The sequence below is a fragment of the Nocardiopsis sp. iso_25 genome (assembly GCF_056173305.1).
The window spans coordinates 3,920,547-3,943,079 of the sequence record NZ_CM149667.1; the positions used below are offsets into that span (position 1 = coordinate 3,920,547).

The 22,533-nt window shown below is 71.5% G+C and carries 21 protein-coding genes; 5 read left to right on the forward strand and 16 right to left on the reverse strand.

The window, feature by feature from the left end:
- Positions 1–86 precede the first annotated feature (86 nt).
- Together AC0VX6_RS16995 and AC0VX6_RS17000 are read right to left on the reverse strand one after the other, a co-directional pair.
- Positions 87–1,112 (reverse strand): SMI1/KNR4 family protein, encoded by a 1,026-nt coding sequence (locus AC0VX6_RS16995; protein WP_475469386.1) that lies wholly within the window; start codon positions 1,110–1,112, stop codon positions 87–89.
- Entirely contained in the window at positions 1,004–2,194 is a 1,191-nt protein-coding gene (locus AC0VX6_RS17000) for a hypothetical protein (protein WP_475465143.1), read from the reverse strand. Before AC0VX6_RS17000 ends, AC0VX6_RS16995 begins: the two co-directional genes overlap by 109 nt.
- Positions 2,195–2,489: 295 nt before the next feature.
- Here AC0VX6_RS17000 and AC0VX6_RS17005 point away from each other — a divergent pair, with 295 nt between their 5' ends.
- Complete coding sequence (locus tag AC0VX6_RS17005; RefSeq protein WP_475465144.1) at positions 2,490–2,969, forward strand: NUDIX domain-containing protein; 480 nt, start codon at positions 2,490–2,492, stop codon at positions 2,967–2,969.
- Between the two features lie 281 nt (positions 2,970–3,250).
- Here AC0VX6_RS17005 and AC0VX6_RS17010 read toward each other — a convergent pair whose 3' ends face one another.
- The 7 genes from AC0VX6_RS17010 to AC0VX6_RS17040 all read right to left on the reverse strand — a co-directional run bounded on the left by AC0VX6_RS17010 (position 3,251) and on the right by AC0VX6_RS17040 (position 11,303).
- Positions 3,251–4,078, reverse strand: coding sequence for an ABC transporter ATP-binding protein (locus AC0VX6_RS17010; protein WP_475465145.1), 828 nt, complete (start codon positions 4,076–4,078; stop codon positions 3,251–3,253).
- A complete protein-coding gene (locus AC0VX6_RS17015; RefSeq protein ID WP_274973680.1) occupies positions 4,078–5,223 on the reverse strand; it encodes a FecCD family ABC transporter permease in 1,146 nt (381 codons plus the stop codon). The genes AC0VX6_RS17010 and AC0VX6_RS17015 overlap by 1 nt, the downstream gene beginning before the upstream one ends.
- Positions 5,220–6,017, reverse strand: coding sequence for a class I SAM-dependent methyltransferase (locus AC0VX6_RS17020; protein ID WP_475465146.1), 798 nt, complete (start codon positions 6,015–6,017; stop codon positions 5,220–5,222). The genes AC0VX6_RS17015 and AC0VX6_RS17020 overlap by 4 nt, the downstream gene beginning before the upstream one ends.
- Positions 6,017–7,048, reverse strand: coding sequence for an ABC transporter substrate-binding protein (locus AC0VX6_RS17025; RefSeq protein ID WP_475465147.1), 1,032 nt, complete (start codon positions 7,046–7,048; stop codon positions 6,017–6,019). Before AC0VX6_RS17025 ends, AC0VX6_RS17020 begins: the two co-directional genes overlap by 1 nt.
- A 196-nt stretch (positions 7,049–7,244) precedes the next feature.
- Positions 7,245–7,895, reverse strand: a complete 651-nt coding sequence (locus AC0VX6_RS17030) for a class I SAM-dependent methyltransferase (RefSeq protein WP_475465148.1) — start codon at positions 7,893–7,895, stop codon at positions 7,245–7,247.
- A gap of 593 nt (positions 7,896–8,488) precedes the next feature.
- Entirely contained in the window at positions 8,489–10,435 is a 1,947-nt protein-coding gene (locus AC0VX6_RS17035) for a S9 family peptidase (RefSeq protein ID WP_475465150.1), read from the reverse strand.
- 127 nt (positions 10,436–10,562) lie between these two features.
- Complete coding sequence (locus AC0VX6_RS17040) at positions 10,563–11,303, reverse strand: MerR family transcriptional regulator (RefSeq protein WP_274973685.1); 741 nt, start codon at positions 11,301–11,303, stop codon at positions 10,563–10,565.
- 267 nt (positions 11,304–11,570) lie between these two features.
- Between AC0VX6_RS17040 and AC0VX6_RS17045 the strand changes: the two genes are divergently transcribed.
- The gene (locus tag AC0VX6_RS17045) at positions 11,571–11,804 is read left to right on the forward strand and encodes a (4Fe-4S)-binding protein (protein ID WP_274973686.1); all 234 of its coding nucleotides are present in this window, start codon (positions 11,571–11,573) and stop codon (positions 11,802–11,804) included.
- 181 nt (positions 11,805–11,985) lie between these two features.
- Here the strand turns inward: AC0VX6_RS17045 and AC0VX6_RS17050 are convergent, their stop codons facing one another.
- Positions 11,986–12,747 carry an SDR family oxidoreductase gene (locus AC0VX6_RS17050; protein WP_475465152.1) on the reverse strand — a complete coding sequence of 254 codons (762 nt, stop codon included), beginning with the start codon at positions 12,745–12,747 and terminating at the stop codon, positions 11,986–11,988.
- Positions 12,748–12,849: 102 nt separating this feature from the next.
- Between AC0VX6_RS17050 and AC0VX6_RS17055 the strand changes: the two genes are divergently transcribed.
- Positions 12,850–13,713, forward strand: coding sequence for an MmyB family transcriptional regulator (locus AC0VX6_RS17055; protein ID WP_475465153.1), 864 nt, complete (start codon positions 12,850–12,852; stop codon positions 13,711–13,713).
- Positions 13,714–13,919: 206 nt separating this feature from the next.
- Here AC0VX6_RS17055 and AC0VX6_RS17060 read toward each other — a convergent pair whose 3' ends face one another.
- Complete coding sequence (locus tag AC0VX6_RS17060; RefSeq protein WP_475465155.1) at positions 13,920–14,246, reverse strand: thioredoxin family protein; 327 nt, start codon at positions 14,244–14,246, stop codon at positions 13,920–13,922.
- Between the two features lie 369 nt (positions 14,247–14,615).
- Positions 14,616–15,809 (reverse strand): PucR family transcriptional regulator, encoded by a 1,194-nt coding sequence (locus tag AC0VX6_RS17065; protein ID WP_475465157.1) that lies wholly within the window; start codon positions 15,807–15,809, stop codon positions 14,616–14,618.
- A gap of 132 nt (positions 15,810–15,941) precedes the next feature.
- On the opposite strand from AC0VX6_RS17065, the gene AC0VX6_RS17070 reads away from it, so the two are divergent.
- Both AC0VX6_RS17070 and AC0VX6_RS17075 read left to right on the forward strand, forming a co-directional pair.
- A complete protein-coding gene (locus AC0VX6_RS17070; protein WP_475465158.1) occupies positions 15,942–17,285 on the forward strand; it encodes an MFS transporter in 1,344 nt (447 codons plus the stop codon).
- A gap of 44 nt (positions 17,286–17,329) precedes the next feature.
- A complete protein-coding gene (locus tag AC0VX6_RS17075; protein ID WP_475465160.1) occupies positions 17,330–18,613 on the forward strand; it encodes an ArgE/DapE family deacylase in 1,284 nt (427 codons plus the stop codon).
- Between the two features lie 116 nt (positions 18,614–18,729).
- Here AC0VX6_RS17075 and AC0VX6_RS17080 read toward each other — a convergent pair whose 3' ends face one another.
- The 4 genes from AC0VX6_RS17080 to AC0VX6_RS17095 all read right to left on the reverse strand — a co-directional run bounded on the left by AC0VX6_RS17080 (position 18,730) and on the right by AC0VX6_RS17095 (position 22,529).
- Entirely contained in the window at positions 18,730–18,984 is a 255-nt protein-coding gene (locus AC0VX6_RS17080) for a glutaredoxin family protein (protein WP_475465161.1), read from the reverse strand.
- Between the two features lie 179 nt (positions 18,985–19,163).
- Complete coding sequence (locus AC0VX6_RS17085) at positions 19,164–19,883, reverse strand: MBL fold metallo-hydrolase (RefSeq protein WP_475465163.1); 720 nt, start codon at positions 19,881–19,883, stop codon at positions 19,164–19,166.
- Positions 19,873–21,219, reverse strand: coding sequence for an ATP-grasp domain-containing protein (locus tag AC0VX6_RS17090; RefSeq protein ID WP_274973691.1), 1,347 nt, complete (start codon positions 21,217–21,219; stop codon positions 19,873–19,875). The genes AC0VX6_RS17085 and AC0VX6_RS17090 overlap by 11 nt, the downstream gene beginning before the upstream one ends.
- Positions 21,216–22,529 carry an MFS transporter gene (locus AC0VX6_RS17095; protein ID WP_274973692.1) on the reverse strand — a complete coding sequence of 438 codons (1,314 nt, stop codon included), beginning with the start codon at positions 22,527–22,529 and terminating at the stop codon, positions 21,216–21,218. The genes AC0VX6_RS17090 and AC0VX6_RS17095 overlap by 4 nt, the downstream gene beginning before the upstream one ends.
- Positions 22,530–22,533: the final 4 nt, after the last annotated feature.

Sequence of the window (22,533 nt, forward strand, 5' to 3'; positions counted from 1 at the left end):
CGACATGCGGAAACACAGGCCGTTATCTCCTCGCATTCTGTACCGAGAACCGCGTCAGACCCGCACCCGCGCGGAGCGCACCCGCCTCAACCAGCGGTGCGAACCCCCCGAGCGATGAACGCCGCCTCCCTGGCACGGGCCCGGGTGACCACGCCGCGCAGGGCGGGGTCGGTGAGCAGCACCACGGGAGCGATCCGGTTCGGCGCGGTGGGGTACCACCCGGGCAGGGCCGCCTCGATCACGGCCCAGGCCTCGTCCCGGACTCCCCGCGCCGCCAACCCCCGTGCGGTCTCCAGGGCCTCCTCGAACTCCGGGGGTTCGGGCGTGCGGTGCGCGTCCAGCCACGCCTGCCAGACGGGGCCCTCCACCTCGTTCCCCTCGGGCAGCCCCGGCACCGCCCCGCGCAGGGCCTCCAGCGCGGGGCCCACGTACCCAGTGGTGTCGAGGGAGAGGCCTCGCAGAGCCAGCGGGACCGCCTCGGCCCGGACCTGCTCCGCACCGACCTCGTCCACCACCCGGGACGACAGGGTGTTGCGCAGGTCGTGGTGGACCCACCGCTGCTCCAGGAAGGCGGACAGGACCACCTTGAGGTAGGCGGCAGCCGCCGACCCCCGGGTCTCGGCCCGGTCGAAGGCCGTGAGCGCGGGGTCCACGTTCCCGGCCAGCGCCTCACGGCGCCCCAGCTCCAGCAGTTCCCCGGCGTCGTCGGAGCGCACCGGGTGCCCTCCGCCACCGCTGAGTTCCTCGAAGGAGACGCGTTCGGCGTGGACGAGCGAGGCGAAGGAGCGGTGCCGATCGCCCAGGCCGGGGTACCAGCTCGCCCAGATGTAGGCCGCCCACTCCCCGTCGGGGGAGGCGTCGCCCGCGTCCAGGATCCAGTACTCGGCGTCGGTGTCGGAGGACACCAGCAGCAGCGGCCCGACGAGCCCCTCGTCCTCCATGTCCTCCTCGTCCAGACCGAGCATGGCGGCCAGACCGGACCACTCCAGGTCGGCGGTGGAGCTCAGCGCGTAGACGAACGCCCCCATCCTCCCCCAGCCGTCGGACGCGGCGAGGAAGGAGCGGTAGCTCGGCGGCAGCCGACGGCCCAGGCGCTCCTCCAGCGCCGCGATCCGCTCCTCCGGGGCGCCCTCGTTGCCAAGCCAGGAGGAGGCCCGATCCTCCCCGGTGACCTCCTCCCCCTCCGCCTCGGCCACACGCAGCATGTCGGCGCTGTACTCAGTGAGGTAGGTCCGCCACTCTCCGACAGTCGCCGGGAGCACGGGCGCGTCCTCGTCAGGAACGGTTCCGGTCCGCTCCGCGCAGTGTGGCGCAACCCGTGGAAGGCCTCGTAGGCGCGGTCCTCGGCGAAGAACCGCACCCGGTTGAGCTGGGTCTCCCCCGCTCCCGCGTTGCGGGTGACCTCCAGCCGCAGGTACCGCCAGGGCGTGTGCGCGCCGGGGCCGGTGACGGTGAAGTCGCGCGCCAGATGACGGCCGGGGAAGAACTCGTCGGACCGGGCGTCGAGGAGGGTCCACTCCTGCCCGTCCGAAGACCCCAGCAGGGACCAGTCCGCGGGGTCGCGGTCGGGGAAGTCGTCGGCGGAGCCGAGCACGTAGCGCCGGACGGTGACGGGCTCGGACATGGTGAAGTCGAGCCGGTCGGCGCGGCGCCGTGACAGCCACTTGCCCCTGGTGGGGTCGAGCAGGTTGAGGGCCTCCTCGCCCGCCTCGGTGTACTCGTCACCCGCGCGCACAGAGCGCACCACGCGGATGAGGCCCTCCGGGCTGGGGCCCCCGACCGGCTCCAGCTCGACGGCGCGCAGCAGGACCGTTCCCCCCGCGCCCTCGCGGTCGGCCCAGTCGACCCGCGCGAGCGGGGGTCCTCCGTCCTCGACGAGCAGGCGCAGCTCCCGGTCGCCGCCCTGGATGCGGAACCGGTGGCCGGAGCGTTCGCAGGGTTCGTCCAGGCGGGTCCCCCGCCACTCGTACTGGACCCCGTCGGAGGTGACGCGGGTGCCGGTGAACCCGCCCATACGGGGGTCGAACACGGCCACGGCCTCGCCGCCCTCGCGGTCGCGCCAACCGATCCGGGCCGGTGCGACCGGCTCCCCCGGTTCGATGAGGACGTTGAGCCGGGGGGTTCGCGTCCACTCCTGCGCACCGACGCGTCGGCGCTCGGTGGAGAAGGCGAGTGGGGTCGTGTGTTCGGTCATCGGGTTCCCAGCGGTGAGGGGGTGGGGATCGGCAGGAGGGGGACGGGCGTCGCCGCCCGCGCGTCCGCAAGGAGGGTACGGGCGCCCACCGACGTTCCGGTCCCCGGCGGATCCCCGGTCTCCGTGACGACGCCCGGGCCCGGGAAGGCGCACAGATCACCGGCGTCAAGGCCCCCGGCGCGGGGAGGGCTTTCCCGACCGCGGAGTCCGGGGCGGCCCCGGACCGGGTCGCCTCCGGGACAGAGTTCTCTTGCCCACCGGGACAACCGGCTCCGACCACGGCAGGATCACGGACATGCCCGAGATCATCAAGCAGAAGGCCCGAGCGATCCTGTTCGACCGGCAGCGGCGGCTGGTGCTCATCAAGCGGACCCGCCCCGGCCGCGCCCCCTACTGGATCACGGCCGGGGGCGGTGTCGAACCGGAGGACGCCAGCGTGGAGGCCGCCCTGCACCGCGAGGTCTTCGAGGAGCTCGGCGGACGCGTCGACCGGGTGCGCGAGGTGGTGGTCATCACCGACGAACGCCCCGAGGGGACCCTCGTCCAGCACGTGTTCGTCGCCCGGTTGACGGAGATGGACCCCTCCAGCCGTACCGGGCCGGAGTTCTCCGATCCCACGCGGGGAACCTACGAGACCGTCGTCCTCCCCGGTACCGCCGAAACCCTCAGGAGCATCCGTCTGCTCCCGGAACCACTGGCGCGGTTCCTGGAGGACAACCTGCGCGACTTGCACGCCCTGGTGGCCGACCCCGGCGCGGAGACGCCCCGCGGGTGAATCCGCCGGCCCGGGCCGACCGGACGACGGTGGAGAACCGGCCCGGGGAACACCGCTGGCGGATCGGGGCCACCGTACGTCGCGGAACGCGAACGGGGAGGTCCCGGGCCCCGCGTGCGCGGGGCCCGGGACCTCCCCCGTCCTCCCTCCGGTGTGCGGTCAGGTCATGGAGCCATGCCCTGGCCGGGGCCGCCCGCACCGTCCCGCCGACGGTCGCTGCCCGCCTGGCGGGTAAGCAGTGGGCCCTTCACGCACGGCCGCGAAAGGCCGCGCGAAGCGGCTCACTCCTCCTGCCGCCGGCGGTGCGGCCCGGGAGCGGGCATCGGCGAGGAGCCTGCGGACACACCGCCCAGGTAGGTCACGACCGGCGCTCCCGTGTGCGGGGAGGTGTCGACGACGGCTTCGACCCCGTAGACGGAGCGGACGAGCCCGGGTGTCAGCACGGCGGCGGGCGGTCCCGTCGCCGCGATCCGTCCGGCGTGCAGGACCGCGACCCGGTCGCAGTAGCGTGCGGCCAGGTTGAGGTCGTGCAGGGCGGTCACCACCGTCATGTCGAGCGAGCGCAGCAGGGTGAGGACGTCGAGCTGGTAGCGGATGTCGAGGTGGTTGGTCGGCTCGTCCAGCACGATCACCTCCGGCTGCTGCGCGAGCGCGCGGGCCAACTGGGCACGCTGTTGTTCACCGCCGGAGAGCGTCCGCCACGACCGCGACCGGTAGGCGCGCATCCCGGTGAGGACGAGCGCCTGTTCGATCGCGGCGCGGTCCGCACCGTCCAGTCCGGCGAAGGTGCCGCGGTAGGGCGTCCTGCCGAGCGCCACGGCGTCGTCGACGGTGATGTCGGTGTGCACTTCGGGTGACTGCTCCACGATGGCCACCCGCCGGGCGACCGCGCGCCGGGGCAGGGAGCGGACCGGTTCCCCGCCCAGGAGCACCGTTCCGGCGTCCGGCCGCCGGAGCCCCGCCAGGATGCGCAGCAGCGAGGTCTTGCCCGCCCCGTTGGGCCCGAGCACGGCGAGCACCTCGTCGGAACGCGCCCGGATCGAGACCCCGTCGAGGATGCGTGTCCTGTCGACCGACCACGTGATGCCGTCCGCCTCCAGTGCCGTCATCACCGGGCCGCCCTTCCCAGGACGACCGCGAACACCGGTGCGCCGAGCAGCGCCGTGATCACTCCCACCGGGATCTCGTGCGGCGAGAACGCCGAGCGGGCGAAGGTGTCGACCCACACCAGGAAGATCGCGCCCCCGAGCCCGCTGAGAGGGAGCAGCAGGCGGTGCGCGGGCCCCGCCAGCAGACGCACGACGTGCGGTACGAGCAGCCCGATGAACCCGATCGCCCCGGAGGCCGCGACGGCCGCCGCCGTGACGAACGCGGTGAGGACCATGAGCGTCACCCGTGCCAGGGTCACGTTGATCCCGAGCGAGGAGGCGGTGTCCCAGCCGAAGGTGAACGCGTCCAGGGCCGGGGCGAAGAACAGGCAGCCGACGGCTCCGAGCACGATGACGGCGGACGCCACGAGCAGCGGCTCCCAGCGTGCGCCTCCGAGCGATCCGAGCAGCCAGTACGTGAAGCCCCGGGTGGCGTCCGCGTCGCCGTCGAGCATCAGCACGAGCGAGGTGATCGCGGAGAAGAACTGCGACACCAGCACACCGGTGAGCACCACGCGGGCGGGGTTGGAGACGCGTCCGCCCCCGATGAGGACCAGCACGATCGCGAAGGCGGCCAGCGCCCCGGCGAAGGCGCCCGTGGAGAGGGTCACCGCGCCCGAGCCGAGCCCGAGCACCATGATCGCGACCGCCCCGGTGGACGCCCCCGAGGAGACCCCGAGCAGGTACGGTTCGGCGAGCGGGTTGCGGGTGATGGACTGCAGCACCGCGCCCGAGACCGAGAGCCCGAGACCGACCACGGCGGCGAGGAGCACGCGCGGCAGACGCGACTCCCAGATGAGGGCGTCGATGAGCGGCGGTGCCGCCGGAACGGGGGCGAGCGCGCCCAGCCCGATGTTGCGCAGGATGATCCCGAGCACGTCGAGCGCCCCGATGTTCGCCGTGCCGATGAAGGCCGCGACGAGGATCGTCACGCACAGCGCGAGGACGAAGACGGCGACGACGAGGGACGAGCGCAGCCTGCCCGGTGTGCGTGTCGCAGGGGCCTCGGCGCCGCCCGCCGCCGCCCGCGCCGCCAGCGGGTCGGCGTCGGGGAGAGCGTCCGCGTGGGGCGGGCCGGTCCGCGAAGGATCGGTGAGTCTGGTCATCTCCGCGCGAACACCACGACATCGTCGTAGTACCGCCAGATGACCCCGGTCTCGGCGAACCCGGCGGTACTGAGCGCCTGCAGGTGCAGTTCGAGCGGTGCGTGCGGTGTGGGCGGGCGGTCGGCGAAGCGGCGCTCGCGCTCGGCGTGGTGCTGTCCGAACGCGTCGTGCGCGACGGCGTCCGACCACCACTCGTCCCAGGTCCGCACACCCCGCGAGTGCGCGTCGCGCTGGGTGCGTTCGTCGTCGGCGGCCGCCGCCCCGGTGAGGAACGGCTGCGAGCGCGGGTCGTAGCGCAGGTGGTCGGCGTTCATGAAGACGCCGTCGGCGGGGAGCAGGGCGCCCAGGGCGCCGTAGACGGCGACGAGCTGGGCCGGCTCCAGCCAGTGCAGCGCGGTCGAGGAGACGGCGACGTGCACCGGTCCCTCGGGCAGCCGGGCGCTCCAGCCGGGCGCGGCGAGGTCGACGTCGACCGGCGTGAAGCGTGAACCGTGGCGCTGACCGAGCCAGGAGCCCGCGATCGCGAGCAGCACCGGGTCGTAGTCGACCCCGATCACCCGGGCGCCCGGGAACCGGTCGAGGACGCGCTGGGAGAGACTGCCGGGGCCGCACGCCAGGTCGAGAACGGTCATGCCGGTCCCGTCGGCCCCGAACGCTTCCGAGGAGGCGCAGGTCCGCGCGATGACGTCGAGCATGATCTCGAACCTCTGCTCGCGGTGGGTGATGTAGGCCGCCTGCTGGGCGTCCCAGTCACCGATGAGCCGTTCGAGGGTGTTCGTGGTCGTGGTCGTCATCACTCGATCTCCATGTCGATGAGGCCCTGCGCGATGGTCGGGACGGCCTGCACGCTGTGGACCGACGGGTCCATGTGCTGACCGGGGACGACGATGAAGCGGTCGTTGACGACGGCGTCCATGGTCGAGGTCAGGGGGTCGTTCTTGAGGAACTCGATCTTCTCCTCGGCCGTGTCGCCGGGGTATCCGCGGCTCAGGTCCGCGAGCACGAGCACGTCGGGGTCGCGCTCGGCGACCTCGTCCCAGCTGACCTCCGGCCATTTGGTGGAGGCGTCGCTGAAGGCGTTCTCGGCGCCGAGCATCTCGGTCACGGTCTGCGGGAGCCCGCCGGGTCCGGCGACCGACGGGGTGGAGGAGGACGACGCGGTGGAGTAGAACCAGACCAGGCTGGGCGTGCCCTCGATCTGTTCGGCGGCCTGGAGTCCCTCCTCGACCACGGCCCGCTGCTCGGCGACGAGTTCTTCGCCCGCGTCGGGCACGTCGAAGATCCGGGCGATCGTCTCGATCTCATCGAAGAGCATCTCGAAGGTCGCGCCGCCCTCGACGGCCTCGTGGTAGGTGCAGTCGAACTCGCTCAGGTAGGTCGGAACGCCGAGCTCGTGCAGTTCGGCGCGTTCACCGGCGTTCTCGGCGGTGAGGAACGAGGCGAAGGACGAGTAGACGAAGTCGGGCTGCGCTTCGAGCAGGGTCTCGTGCTTGAGCAGGCCGTCCGTGAGCAGGGGGATGCTCTCGTAGGCGTCGGCGATGTCGCTGGGGACGGGGTCGGTCTCGTACGAGGTGCCCGCCATGCGGTCGGCGAGGCCGAGCTGGACCATGATCTCGGTGGCCGACTGGTTCAGCGAGACCGCGCGCTCGGGGGCCTGCTCGACGGTCACCTCGGTGTCGCAGTTCTGGATGCTGAGGGGGTAGGAGGTCGTGCCCTCGCCCGCGGCCGCCGCGGAGCCGGTCTCGGAGGCGGGCGCCGCCGCGCACCCGGCCAGGGTGAGAGCCGACACGACCCCCACGGTTCTGATAATGATTTTCAGATTCATGTCGGTAGGCTACAGCGCCTCCACCACCAGCCCGTACTCCACTGCGTGACGGCCGAGGGGGCGCCCACGGCATCCCGCGGGCGCCCCCTCCAGGGCGCGGGACCCCGGACGGAACCCGAAAACGCGACTCCGGAAGAAACGGGACAAACCATCCGGGACGCCCGCTTCCCCACGGGCGCCCCGGATTGCGGGACCGTCAGGCGGAGTGGCGGCGGACCACGATCACGTTGTCCGTGACACCGGCCGTCGTGCCGTCGGGGCCGTTGGCCACCCGTTCCGAGCTCTCGCAGCGTTCGGTGGTCCAGCCGTCCCCGAGCATCAGTGTGACAAGGGTCTCCTCCGGCGTGGGGAACGTGGGCTCCTCGTCCCCGAAGCGCCAGGACCAGGGCGCGGTGGACGCGTGGTCGACGAGGATCAGGCGTCCGCCGACCGCCACCTGCCGCGCGGCGCGGCGCAGGACTTCCTCCCGGCCGAACGCCACCGGGCTGTGGAAGTAGCAGGCGTAGACCAGGTCGAACGGTCCGGCGGGCAGCGAACGGGACAGGTCGTGCCGCTCGGCCCGCAGGCGGTCCAGGCCCTGCGCGGCGGCCATGTCGGCGATGCGCTCGACCGCCGTGGCCGAGACCTCGGTCGCGGTGACGTACCAGCCCAGGGAGGCCAGCCACCGGGCGTCTCCGCCGCGACCCGAACCGAGGTCACAGGCGCGGCCCGGCGCCAGTTCGAGGTCGCGCACCAGCTCGGTGAGCCGGACGTTGGGCGGGGGCGCCGTGGCGGGCTCGGCCGACCGGTACAGCGGTTCCCAGAACTCGGCGCTGGGTGAGGTGGGGCTCTGAGCGTCATGTGTCATACGGCGATGCTCGCCGACACCCGCGATTCCGGGCAAAGAGTTTTGCCGGAGCAGCAAACGCGCAGGCCCTGCGCGGGCGGGCCGAAGCCGCCCCCGGACGTCGGCGCCGCCCGAGCGACCCTGCGGGATCTCGCGGCACCGAAGTCGCGTCACGGTCGATGACGACGGCGTCTTCCCCGGTGGACCGTACCGCCCGGAGAGAGAGGGCGACCCGATGCGCGGGAACCCCGCGACCGGCCCGCGGGTACGACCCCTGCCGACCTCGGCGCTCCCGCCCCCTCCGGGGCGTACGTCCCCGCACCCTCCACAGCCCTTCCCCGAGTGAGCCAGGTCACCCGCATTTACCTAGAAAACGATTATCGTTTTCACATAGCATCGCAGGTGACCGCGCGGGCCCGAGGCATGACGGACAGATCACACCCTGCCGTCTTGGAACGCGCGGTCACCACACGCCCCCGACCGGACAGGTGGGCACCCGACCCAGCCCCCACCGGCCTCTCGCCCGGCCCAGGGAGCGGGTCGGCGCCCACCTGTTCACCCCGGAGGGCCCCCGCGTCCACCGCAACGCCTGCGCACGTCCGCGCCGCCGCGGGTCAGGACCCGGTCGCGGACCGCCCGCCCAGGTGACGGGCCAGGAAGCGCTCCAGTCTCCCGTACAGCTCGATGTTGCTGTCCGGGTTGGTGAACCAGTGGCCCTCGGTCTCGTTCAGCAGGTACTCGACCTCGGCGCCGCGGGAGCGGAGGGCATCGACGACTCGGTCGGAGTTGCGCCGGTGGACGCGGACGTCGTTGGCGCCGTGGATCAGCAGCACCGGCGCGGTGATGTCGTCGACCCGGCTGATGGGTGAGCGGGCGAGCATGTCGGCCCTCTGGCGGGGGTCGTCCGGGTCGCCGATGTAGCGCAGGTAGCTGTTCTCGACGGTGCGGCGGGCGAACGGGACGACCGACTCGACGAGGTCGACCAGGTCGGACATTCCGGTGTAGCTGACAGCGGCGGCGAACCTGTCCGGGGTGAACGCCGCTCCGACGAGCGCCGCGTAGCCGCCGTAGGAGCAGCCGTAGACGGCGACCCGGTCCGGGTCGGTGTAGCCCTGTTCGACCGCCCAGTCGAGGGCGTCGATCAGGTCGTCGTGCATGCGCCCGGCGAACTGGCCGATCGCGGCCTGTGTGTGGGCCTTGCCGTAGCCGGTGGAGCCGCGGAAGTCGACCTGCAGCACCGCGTAGCCGCGGTTGGCCAGGAGCTGCACCTCCGGGTCGTAGCACCAGCTGTCGCGGTACCACGGTCCGCCGTGCACCAGCAGCACGGTCGGCAGGCCGCGCGGTTCGACCCCGACTGGCAGGGTGAGGTGGCAGGGCAGGGTCAGGCCGTCGCGGGCGCTGACGGTGACCGGGGTGACCGGGGCCAGTTCGGCCGGGTCCAGGTGGGGGAAGGGCCGGAACAGGCGGCGCGCCCGTCCCGTGGCGTGGTCGTAGAACCAGGTGACGCCGGGGTCGCGGTCGTGGGTGAAGTCCACCACCCAGCGCCGTGCCGCGGTGTCGCAGGAGACGTGGGCCAGGTCGCCGTCGGACAGCTCGGCCAGCCGCGGCAGGACCTCGGCGAAGTGCGGGTCGAGCGCGTGGATCTCCTGGCGGGCTCCGAGGTAGCGGGCGCCGAGCAGGTCCCCGGTTCCCGGGTGCAGGATCAGCGAGGACGGGAAACGCGGGTCGGCCTCGGGGCGCGGGGTGTCCAGGTCGAACACGGGGTGGCTGTCCACACCGGTCTGCTCGCCGGTGTCCAGGTCGAGCCGGACCAGGCGGGTGCGGTCGGAGCCCCGTGACGAACCGATCCACAGTCCGTTCCCGTCCGGGGTGAGCGCCGCCGGAAGGATGCCGAAGAGGGCGTCGGTGCCGGGGAAACGGGCGATCGTGCGCCGCGCGCCCGTGGTGTGCTCCGACAGCACGTGGGCGCCTCCCTCCTCCATGGTGAACGCCAGCAGCCGGTCCGGGGTGCGCAGCCAGGAGAGGACGTCGCCGGGGTTCTCCGCGGCGGTGGTCAGGCGGCCGGTCTCCAGGTCGAGTTCGAACAGGTCGGCCAGGTCGGGGCGGCGCAGGTTGAGCTGCACGAAAGCGGTGCCCGGGCGGTCCGGCGGGAGTTGCGCGCCGAGCAGCCGCACGCCCTCGAAGGGGGTCAGGTCGACGGCGGGCTCGTCGGGCCGGTTCGGGTCCGCGCGGTGCAGGTGCCAGTTCTCGTCGCCGTCGGTGTCCTGCTGGAACAGCAGGTAGCGGCCGTCGGCGGTCCAGAAGAAGGCGTCGATGTTGCGCCGGGTGTCGGAGGTGACGCGCCGGACGCCCGGGGCGTCGGCGCCGTGCACCCCGTCGGCGCCGTGCACCTGGTCGGGGTCGGTCCAGTCCGAGTCCGGGTCGCGGATGAACACGTTGAGCCGGCCTCGCCACGGAGCGAGGTAGGCGACCTTCGCGCCGTCCGGGGACAGCAGGGCCCGGCTGCAGGCGGGCGGGCCGAAGAACTCCTCGACGGTGATCAGCTTCGACGGAGCGGTCATGGAAGTTCCTCGTGGTCGACGGGTTCGTGCACGCCCGAGTCCACTCCCCGACGTCGCGTCACACTCAAGGCCGAAGGGAGTGACCCGCACCACACCCGCTCATCGGCCAGGCGCCCCGGGGGGCCGGTCAGGCTCCGGCCGCCGGAGCCAGCCGCCGCTGAACCCGGCGCAGGACGCGGTGCTGTACGGGGCGGAGGGTCCGCCCGCTCAGTTCGTCCATCAGGGTCGAGGCCCGCGCGTCGGACGGGAACAGGCCGACCAGTCGCGCCACCACCGGTTCGAGGCGCGCGACCAGATCGTCGACCAGTGCCGCGACCTCCTCCTCCGGGGTGTCGGGGCCCAGGGCGTAGAAGCGTTCCGTCAGCGGTGCGAGCGCGGCCGTGCCGTCGTCCACCTCGCCGAGCAGGGCGGCGAGTGCCGCCGGACCGTCCCCGCTGAGCAGATGTGCGACCAGGACGAGCTGTTCGTGCTCGTAGCGGGCCATGTCCTCGGGCATGTCCGAGGCGGGGTCGGAACGCAGCGCCGAGAACTCCGGCGGCAGGTCGGGCGGGGCGCCACTGCGGCGCAGCGCGGCGATGTCCGCACGGCGGGCGAGGAGCCGTTCGACCTCGGCGGCGGCCCGGCGGTCGAGTTCGTCGAGCAGTTCCTCCGCGGCCGCCGGATCGTCCAGCAGCGCGGGCAGCTCGGACAGCGGTACGCCGAGCGCGGTCATCCTCGTGATGCGCAGGAGCCGGACGAGGTGGCCCACGTCGTAGCGCCGGTAGCCCCCGGCCGAGCGGGGCGGCTCGGGCAGCAGCCCGATCTGGTGGTAGTGGCGCAACGTGCGTACGGTGACGCCCGCCAGTTCGGCGAGCTCGCTGCTGAGCATCGGTGGGCTCCTTCGGCTCCGGTTCGCGCGGGTGGCCCGGTGGCCCCGGACGGCTGTTCCGCCCCGCCGCGTCGACGACGGTAGCGCGGGCCCGGGGGTTCCCCGGTCGCCACGGGGACGGGAAAGGAAGCGAGGAGCCGCGCGGGGGCCCGCCCGTCGCGGGTCTCCGCGTTCTCGACATATGCCCTCGGAGCGGATAGCATCCCCAACCTAGTTGATACATCACCTAGATTGAGCGGCTGCGAAGCCTGGGCGGAGGAGACCGGAGTGAGCGGCGGACACGGCAAGAAGGCGTACGAGGGGAAGTCGATCACGGTCACCTTCGAGGCGGAGCGCTGTCAGCACGCCGCCGTGTGCGTCAACGGCCTGCCCGAGGTGTTCGACACCCGGCGGCGCCCGTGGATCCAGCCGGACGGCGCCGCCGCCGACCGCCTGGCCGAGGTGATCCGGCGCTGCCCCTCCGGCGCGCTGCAGTACCGGCTCGCGGACGGCGCGAGGTAGGCCCCCGGCCGGTCCGCCTCCGCGTGCGCGGAGTCCGGGCGTGCCGGGGCGGACGAAGCAGGCGGGCACGTCGGCGGCCCGCCTGCTTCGACGACCTGGCGGCACCTCGGATGCGTCAGCGGTCCGTCGAAGACCGCTGACACGGGGACGGCGCACCGGTGAGCACACCGGCCGCCCGGAGTCAGACGGGCTGGCCGATCGGACGGATCGTCACCGTGTTGAGGTCGACGCCTGCCGGCTGGTCGAGGGTGAAGGCGATCGTCTCGGCCACCGCGTCCGGGCTCATCGCGATGGGGGGAGCCTGGCCGTGCCAGAACGCGGTGTCGATCATGCCCGGGTTCACGACCGTGACCCCGACGCCGCGGGTCGTGGCGTGCAGGCGCAGGTTCTCGGCGAAGCCGACCACCGCCCACTTCGTGGCGGAGTAGAGGTTGCCCGGGCTGTTCTTGGTCCCGGCCACGCTGCCGATGAGCACCAACCGGCCCCGGGACCGTTCGAGGTGGGGCAGGGCCGCCTTGGCCAGCAGGGCCGGGCCGAGCACGTTGACGAGTACCATCGGCGCCCACAGTTGCGGATCGCCGCCGCCGATGACGTCGGCACCGCCCGTCCGGAAGTGATCCGCGGACGCGCCGCCCGCGTTCGCGATCGCCGCGTCGAGCGACCCGAAGCGCTCCACCGTGCTGGCGACCGCCGTGTTCGTGGCCTCCCAGTCGGAGGCGTCCGCCACCAGTCCCAGGACGCGGTCCGCGTGGCCGACCTCGTCGAGGAAGGCCTTGAGCCGACCGGGGTCGCGCCCGGTGACGGCGACCCGGTGGCCGCGCCCGAGCAGGAGCCGGGCGGTGGCGGCGCCGATCCCGCTGGTGCCGCCGGTGACCAGGACCGTCCTCGCGGCGGCCGGTGATGCGTCGGAGCCGGTGAGCGTGTCGGTGAGTGAGGTGTTCATGGCGTCCACTCTGGAGCGCGGCGCAAAGGCGCGACAGCTGCTTCCGAAGGTGGGGACGCCGTCCCCTGGCACCGACGGCACCTCTCAGGGGATGCTGAGCCCATGTCGAACACGAGGTACTCCGAACTCGGCGGCTTCCTGCGTTCGCGGCGCGAGCGGATCCGCCCCGAGGAGGTCGGGCTCTCGCCCGGCCCACGGCGCCGCGTCCCCGGTCTGCGCCGCGACGAGGTCGCCGTTCTGGCCGGTGCCTCGGTGGAGTACTACACCGAGCTCGAACGAGGTGCCGGCTCGCAGCCCTCCGACCAGATGCTCGCCGCGCTCGCCCGCGCCCTGCGCCTCAGCCTCGACGAACGCGACCACCTGTACCGGTTGGCGAACCGTCCGCTCCCGCAGCGGGGCGGGGCGACCTCACACGTCTACCCCGCGATGCTCGACCTGCTGACACGGATCGACGGCTCCCCGGCGATGGTGAGCACCGATCTGCACACCGTTCTGGTCCAGAACCCGCTCGCCGTCGCGATGCTCGGCGACCTGTCCGCGCACCGCGGCCGCGCGGCGAGCTTCATCCACCGGTGGTTCACCGACCCGGCCTCGCGGCAGATCTATCCGGAGGAGGACCTCGCCCCGCAGTCACGCTCGTTCGTCGCCGACCTGCGGGCCGCGGTCGGGCGACGCAGCCCGGGCGACGCCGAGGCGGCCGAACTGGTGGACGAGCTGCTGCGGCGGTCGCCGGAGTTCGGGGCGCTCTGGGCCGACCAGGACGTGGAGGTGCGCAGGGACGAGCGCAAGCGGATCGTCCACCCCGCCGTCGGCGTGCTCGACCTCAACTGCCTCAGCCTCTTCAGCGAGGACGGCCGCCAGCGGTTGCTCTGGTTCACCCCGCGCGCCGGGACCGACACCGCCGAGAAGCTCGCGCTGCTGGGCGTCGTGGGCACACAGGCGATGGGGACCGAACCGGTCCGGTGAACCGGTCGAGAAGGCGGGGACGCGGCATCGCCCGCGCGCCCCGGCCACACGCGGAAGTCCTTCCCGCGGCAGGGCTCCACCGTGCGCGCGTCAGGCCCTCCGGGGTTGGAGGAACGCGGGAACCCGGAGGGCGGGCCAGCGCACCGCCGGGTCCCGCGCCCTTACGGGTGCGGGACCCGTGTCCCGGCCCCGCTCCGGGCCGGTGGTCACAGGTGCGGGGTGATCAACTCGATGACGTTGTTCTTGGAGGAGGGCCCGATCCGGGTGGCGACGATGTTTCCGTCCTTGAAGACGTGCAGGGTGGGTATCGCTGTGACGTCGTACACGGGAGGCGTCTCGGGGCTCCGGTCGATGTCGAGCCGGACGACGGTCACCCGGTCCGCGTACTCCTTGGCGACATCGGCCAGGACCGGGTCGAGCGCCCTGCACACAGCGCTCCACTCGGCCCGGAAGACCGCCAGAACGGGTCCCTGTGCTCGGACGACCTTCGCTTCGAAGTCCGCGTCGGTGACGTCCAGGACGGTACCGCTCATGTGCTGTGCTCCTTCATGGACAAGAGGCGGGAACGACACCACCCATCGTTCCCGCCCCGCGGACGATTCCGTGGTGGAATGGCGCGAACACCGTTGTCCTGTGGGGTTTCGTAGTGGTATGTCCAGCCCAGCGGGCGGACATCCGGAGCACCGCAAGGCGGGTTTCGGATACGCCGATGCGCGGGAACGGCGGCCGAACCCGCGCTCCGGAGCGCGGCGCCCTGGAAGGGTTCAGCTCCCGCGACCGGGGAGCACGCCCGGCAGACCCCCGAGGCCTGAGCCCGACCGGGCGGCCCGCCAACCGTTCACGGAAGCGGCCGCCACGGGGCGACCGGCGCGGTCGGGGTGCGCGTCGGTGACCGCCATCGCTCACCCGCTCACCAGGCCGGGTGCCACATCCTCCCCGGCCGACCGCTCGCGGGAGGGAAGGGCCCGGCGGAAAGTGGTCAGGGCGAGGTGGGCCGCGGACGCGTCGACCGGTCTGGTGACGTCGAGCCCGGTGGCCTCGGCGAAGCGGCGCAGGCGGTTGATCACCGTGTTGCGGTGGCAGAACATGGCCTGCGCGACCTCGGTCACCGAACCGGTCCGGTAGTAGGCCTGGACCGTCTCGACCTGCAGGTCGACCTCGCGTTCGGTGAACCCGCCGAGCGCCTCCCGCACGTCGCGGGCGAAGGCCTCGGCGGCCGGACCCAGGCGCGCGCCCGCCAGCCGGGACCAGTGGCCCTCGACCGTGGCCGCCGCGCCGGGCCGCGCCCACTCCGCCAGCTCGCGGGCGAGCCGCCACATCGGGGCGATCTCCCCGATACCGTGGGCACTCGGGGAGAGCCCGACGGGTTTGCCCAGCAGCGCCTCCCGGGCGGCGCCCTCGGCGTCCCCGGCCGGGACGATGGCGAACTCCACCCCGTCCAGGCGGAGCAGGACGGCCCCGGGAAGCACCTCGCCGACCCAGCCCCGGAAGTCGCGGGCGTGGTTGCCGTTGGCCACCAGGACGAGGTGGACGCCGTCGGGGCGCAGGCCCAGCGCCCGCGCCGCCTGCTCGTTCAGGCGCGGGTCCCCGCCGGAACCGCTCAGCAGGTGCCGCAGGAGGAAGGCGTGCTCCAGCTCCAGTTCCGCGCGCATCCGGGCGATCTCGTCGGTGTAGCCGGTCTGCACGTGGGTGGTGTGCACCTCCACCGCCTCCCAGATGGAGATGACCTCCTCGGAGAAGTCGCGGAAGTCGGCCTCGGCGACGTGGGCGCGCATCGCCTCCCAGAGGAAGCGGAAGTCCATGCGCACGGCCCGCAGCAGCGACTCCAGAGGGATGCCGCGGCGGGCGCGGGAGCGTCCGACCTCGACCGAGTGGGCGCGCAGCTCGCCGTGGCGGTCCCGCCCCCGCAGGAGTTCCAGGAGGAGTTCGAGCGTGGCCCGGGCCGTGCCGTACAGCTCGGCGTCGTCGATGACGGTCTCGGCGTACCCGGTCAGCTCGCGAACCCTGCGCACATAGGTCCGGGCGACGGTCTCCAGCTCCTCCAGGCACGCCTGTGCGGCGCGGGGGATGACGTCCGACGGCGCTGCTTTGTGCATGTGCACATTCTAGGCGGCGTTCTCGTTGGGTTTTGCGCTTGTGGGAGTGCGTTTTTTCCAAGACGATGATCGGCATCACACCTGGTCACCGACGTCCCGTCCGGCCGGTGCACATCTCCCGGAGGATTCCCCATGCCACAGCCCGACCCGGCCCCGGCCGGCGCGAGAGCGCCGAAGGTCGAAGCGGCCGACGCCAGGCGCATCGCCTTCGCGGCCTTCGTCGGAACAGCCCTGGAGTGGTACGACTACTTCCTGTTCGGCACGGCCGCCGCGCTGGTCTTCAACCGCCTGTTCTTCACCGAACTCGACCCGGGCGCGGGCCTCATGGCGGCGCTGGCGACCTTCGGCGTGGGCTTCGCCGCCAGGCCTATCGGGTCCCTGATCTTCGGCACCATCGGGGACCGCTACGGGCGTCGTCCCGCGCTGCTGATGACCATCGTCATGATCGGCTGCGCGACCGGGCTCATCGGCGTGATCCCCGACTACATGGCCATCGGGATCGCCGCGCCGATCCTGCTCGCGGTCCTGCGGCTCCTGCAGGGACTGGCCGTGGGCGGCGAATGGGGCGGCGCCATCACCATCGCCATCGAGCACGCCCCCGAACGCCAGCGCGCCCGCTACGCCGCCCTGGTCCAGATCGGCTCCCCGGTCGGCACGCTCATCTCCTCGGCCGCCTTCGCCGCCGTGCTGACGCTGCCCGCGGCCGACTTCGACGCCTGGGGGTGGCGCCTGCCGTTCCTGGCCGCGTTCCCGCTGCTGGGCATCGCCCTCTACATCCGCTTCAAGGTCGAGGAATCCCCCGTCTTCCAGGAGCTGGTGCAGATGGAGGACCGCGCCAAGGTGCCCGCACTGGCGCTATTCCGCGAGGCCGGGGGCCGCCTGCTCGTGGCGGTGGCCGCGGCGCTGCTGGGGGTCGGCGGCTTCTACGTGATGACGACCTTCGTGGTCTCCTACGCCTCCACGGTGTTGGAGGTCGACCGCCAGGCGGTCGTGAACGCCACGCTCGTCGCCGCCGTCTTCCAGATCGCCACGACCCTGGTCGCCGGGCGCGCGGCCGAGCGCTTCGGCCCCGGCCGGATGACGGTGATCGGCGCCCTGGCCACCGCCGCAGCCGCGTTCCCCCTGTTCTGGCTCATCGACACCGCCGACCCGTGGGCGATCACCGCGGCGGTGACCATCGGGATCTGCCTCATCACCCTGGCCTACGCCGTCACCGGCACCCTGCTGGCCGACCTCTTCCCGCCCCGGCTGCGCTACAGCGGCGTGTCCCTGGGTTACAACCTCGCCGGAACCCTCAGCGGGTTCCTCCCGCTCATCGCCACCGCGCTCCTGGCCGTGGACGACGGCGCGTCCTGGCCCGCGGTGCTGGTCCTGATCGGCATCTGCGCCGTCACCGCGCTCGGCGGCCTGGCCGGTGAGCGGATCAGGGCCGCGGACACCCGCGCCGCCGCCGACGACGCCCGGGCCGCGGCGTGAACCGCCCGCCCGCACCGACCACAGCCCCGCAGGAGGAGAACCGCATGAACCTCGCACCCGACGTCGCCGCGCGCATCGAAGCGGCGGTCGACGACGCCTTCGACGCCCAGCTGGACTTCACCCGGGAACTGGTGCGCCACCCCTCCCTGCGCACCCGGGAGTCCTCGGCGCAGGACCTGATGCACGAGGCCATGGAGCGGCGGGGGCTGGCCGTGGACCGGTGGGAACTCGACCCGGAGGAGATCTCCGCCCACCCCGGCGCGGGGAGGATCACGGTCTCCTACGAGGGCGTGGAGAACGTGGTGGGCACCTACACCCCGGCTCAGGGAGGAGGCCGCTCGCTGATCCTCAACGGCCACATCGACGTGGTCCCCGAGGGCCCCGTCGGGGAGTGGTCCCGCTCCCCGTGGGACGCCCCCGTCATCGACGGCTGGCTGCACGGCCGGGGCAGCGGCGACATGAAGGCGGGACTGGCGGCCAACCTGTTCGCCTACGACGCCGTGCGCGCGGCCGGGTTCGCCCCCGCCGGGCGCATCCACTTCCAGTCCGTGGCGGAGGAGGAGTGCACCGGCAACGGCGCGCTGGCGACGGTCCAGCGCGGGTACACCGCCGACGCCGTCCTGATCCCCGAGCCCGAGGAGGACATGCTGGTCCGCGCCAACGTCGGCGTCATCTGGTTCACCGTGCGGGTCGCGGGCCACCCCACGCACCCCAGGGAGATGGCGTCGGGGTTCAACGCGATCGACGCGGCGCACCACGTGATGGGGCGGCTGCGCGTCCTCGAACAGCGCTGGAACGACGAGAGGGGCAGCCACCCCCACTTCGAGGACCTGGACCACCCCATCAACTTCAACCTCGGCGGCATCAGCGGCGGCGACTGGCCGTCGAGCGTCCCCGCCTGGTGCGAGCTCCAGGTCCGGGCGGCGATCTACCCGGGGGTGAGCGCCGACGACGCCTGGGAGCAGATCCGGGAGGTGCTGCGGGAGACCACCACCGACGACGCGGGCAACCCCATAGAGGCCGTGGGCGAGCGGACCGGCTTCTACGCCGAGGGCTACGTCCTGCCCGAGGGCACGGACGCCGAGAACGTGCTGCGCCAGGCCCACCGGACCGTCTTCAAGGACGAGCTGCGCACCTTCACCACCCCCGGTTACCTCGACGGCCGCGTGTACGCCCTGTACCAGGGGATTCCCGCGCTGGTCTACGGGCCGGTCTCGGAGGCCATCCACGGGTACGACGAGCGCGTGGACGTGGAGTCCGTGCGGCGGATCACCAAGTCCATCGCCCTGTTCATCGCGCAGTGGTGCGGTCTGGAGGAGGCCGCCTGAGGCCGGGGCGCGTTCGATCAGGTCGTCCCGGGCACACGTGGCGCGCACCGGGCGCGGTCGGGGCGGGATGGACCGGGGCGCACACGATGCGCGCACGTGCGCGGGCGGCACCGCCGTCAGATCAGCGACAGCTCGCGGAGCTTGGCCTCGACCCGCACGTTGTCCGGTTCGACGTGGTGGGTCCCGTCCGGGTAGACGACCACCGGGATGTTCGTGCGCCCCGAGATCTCCCGGGCCCGTTCCGTGGCCGCCGGGTCGTGCTCGACGTCGACGTACTCGAAGGGCACCGCCAGCTCGGTCAGCTGCTTCTTGGTGCGTCGGCAGTCCCGGCACCAGTCGGCCCCGTAGACGCGGATCGCGGCCTCGTTCACTCGTCCTCCCCTGGGGTGGTCACCACGCCAGTGTGCCCGACGGTCCCGGAGCCTGGCCGTTGGGAAAGCACTCCGACCAGCCGTCAGCGGCTACACGGAGGGACCATAACGGCCCGGCCCCGGAAGGTCGCCAGCGAACAGGCGCGCCGAACGCGTTCACCAGGGGTGGATTTCCCGCTTCACTCGAAACGCACACCGGAACGGGTATCCCGCGCCAAAGCCGCAGCTTGGCGCATAAAAGGGTTCACGTCCCGCTCCACACCAACCGTGCTGTCTTGACCGTGCCCAGTCAGCAGGATTGTCGCATCATCTTTTGTCAGCACTTTTTCCCGGAGGGACCTGAGGGTCTGCTGTCGGCTTCCGCCCGGCATGTCGGTGCGGCCGATGCTTCCAGCATACAATACGTCCCCTACCAGGCAATAGGAAGCGTCATCCGTACCCCTGGGCAGATTGAAGATGACAGATCCAGGCGTGTGTCCGGGCGCGTGTTCAACAATCAATTCCAACCCAGCCAGGTTCAACTCTTCCTCGTCCTTCAGATACAGGACATCGTTCGGTGGCTCCCAGCGCCACTCCGGCCCCAGGATTCTCCTGAACTGCGGAGAGAACTCTGGGCCGAGGCCCGCGTGGGGGTCCGCCAACATCTTCGAGTCACCAGGGTGGATGTACGCGGGTATACCGTAGGCGGCGCACACGGCAGCGGCCGAGCACGTGTGGTCCAGGTGCCCGTGGGTAAGCAGGACCGCGCGCGGAGACAGCCCGTACGCCTCCACTTTCTCTTTCAAACCCCCGACGACACCGATGCCCGGATCGACGACGACGCAATCTCCGCCGCGCTGGTTCGCCAGCAGACGGCATTTAGTTCCGAAAGCATCAGAGACCACCTCCTCAAGGAACACGGGTGTCCTCCTTCACTCGTATGCTGATCGCCGACCGCACCCGCGCCTCTAGCTCATCGAGTTCCGCCTCGGTATCGGCATCGACAAGGAAGCTCACCGCCCGGTCATCAGACGAGGCCAGATCACCCAGCAGGGTTCCCCGCTCCTTGAAGACCAGCACTCCCCGCAGAGCAGGCGCGTCACCGGGCACGCCCGGACGGACACGGGGCCACAGGTCGGCCCTCCCCAGCCAGGTGACCCGGATGCCGGACCAATCCAGGGTCACGTCCTCCAGGACTCCGTGCGGATGCTCCAGGTACACCTGGCGCGCCACACGCCGGGGGTGCGGATAGGAGGCCGTCTCCCCTAGTGCGATGCGGACGATCGGTGCTTCCATGGGCTTGCCGCAGGCCAGCTCGTACAGTGCCGTGATCCCGTCTCCGGGCGTGCGTGCGGCGACCTCCATGAGGCGGGGCTGACCATTCCCGTCGATACGCCATTCCGAATGGGTCACACCGTTCTCGAAGGACAGATCGCCCAGAAGTGAAGCGTTGGCCTGGAGAATCTTTTTCGACAGGGATGCGTCTGGGGCAGCGCCCGGTACCGTATGTGACAGCTCGACGAACCCGCTCCCGCTGCCCGTGGTCTCCTTCCGGGTCAGTGAGGAGAACACGGTCCGGCCTTCCTGGACCAGGGACTCCACCGAGTACTCCTGCCCGTTCACCCGTTCCTCCACCAGGAGGGTCTCGTGGTCCGGGTAGGAGGTCATCACGGACGCCGCCTCCTCGGGTGTGTCGCAGGACACCACACCGGAACTGGCGTGTCTGGTGGCCGGTTTGACCACCACCGGGTACCGGAGGGCACCGAGGCCGCCGCTTCCCCTGCCTCCCGGAGGCACGGTCAGGGTCCGGGGCCCCAGGGCTTCGAGGTAAGCCCGCTGGAGATACTTACTGCGGCAGACCCTGCCCGCACGCAGTCCCACTCCGGGCAGGCCGAGCACATCGCACACCATGCCGGTGGGCTCGACGAGGGTCTCCTCCATCGCGAAGACGCCCCTGACGCGGTACTGGTCCCGCCATCGCTGGAGGACCGCGAACACGCCAGGAGTGAAGGACGACTCCCGGTCCAGCGATCCGGACACGTAGGCGGTCTCCGAGATCCAGGAGGCGGGGTTGTCCGGGTCGGCCATGGCCTTCTCCGCCTGGTCACGGCAGGAGTCAAGGGAAATCACCAACACGGCCAGGCCTCTGTCCGCGAGCTCCTGAAGATAACGGGAGTTGCGACAGATGACGCGAAAGGCCCCGGTCAGGATAAAAGCCTCTCGGGAAGCGTGCGGCACAGGCGTGTTCTGTGTCACGTCTTCTCCTCTTCTCTCGGAGAGGAGGGTTCCTCCTCCGCCAACTGCTCCGGCATGGTGCGGAGTCGCGCGACGGGGGAGAGCGCGATCCACAGGGCTGACAGGAGGAACCCGGCAGCGGTGACGAACAACGCCTCTCGGATCCCGATAATCGAGCCGAGCGCTCCGCCCAGTAGAGCACCGAGGGGCATACTCCCCCAGGTCACCGTTCGCATTCCTGCGACCACCTTGGCCAGACGTCGCTTGGGAATGAGCATCTGCTGGAACGTCGCGACATTCGTGTTTCCGATAGTCATGAAGAGACCACCGAAGAAGAACATCACCACCATGATTCCCAAGGCCACGGCAGGCGGCCCCATGGCCAGGGGAAGCATGATCTGGAAGAGCGAAGACGCGCCGTAGGCGACCGCGATGACCCGACCGGGGCCGAACCAGTCCGCCATCCGCTTGGCGAGGGCGGCTCCGACGAGCGCACCGACCGCTCCCATTCCCAACACCAAACCCAGGGCCGAACTGCTCAGGCCCAGCACCTGAAGCACGAAGAGCGGCAGCACGGTGTTGCGTGCCAGAAAGAACAGGTTGTTGACCCCGGAGCGGAGCGTGAGGAAGCGCAGGTACTTGTCCTGAGCGATGAAGCGGATCGAGGAGCGGATCTCCGCGAAGGTGTTTCCACGCTGTGTGGAGGGTTTGGGCTGCTCTTCGCTGCTGGACACCGACAGCAGGGCCACCACCGACATGAGACTGGCGAAGGCCCCGATCAACAGTGTGAACGGCGCGGTCATCACCTGCACGAGCACGCCGGCGGCTGCTGGGCCCCCTGACTGGGAGACGACGATACTGGCCTGGAGCTTGCTGTTGCCGTCCAGGAGCTGGTCCCTGTCCACCAGGGAGGGCAGGTAGGCGGTTCCTGCGACATCGAACAGCACAGCGAAGGTGCCCAGGGTGAAGGCGATGAGGTACAGGTGGTGGATTTCCAGGAAACCGGCCAGAGCGAGAAGTGGAATCGCCGCCAAGGTCAGGAATCTTCCCAGATCAGCGGCGATGAGGACCGTACGTTTACGGCGACGGTCGATCCACACACCGGCCAGGAGCGTCACCACGAGGTAGGGGGCGAAAGCAGCGGCGTTGAGGAGGCCGAGCTGTCCCGCTGTCGCCCCGAAGACTTCTATAGCGGCCAGGGGGAGAGCGAGCGTGGCGAGTTGGGCACCGAAGCGGGAAACACTCTGGCCCGCCCAGTACTTAAGGAAGTCGAAATGGCGCCACAGGCTCGCGGCCCCTTCTCGCTCCCGTCCCGTGGTGTTCTCCGGCACGGTA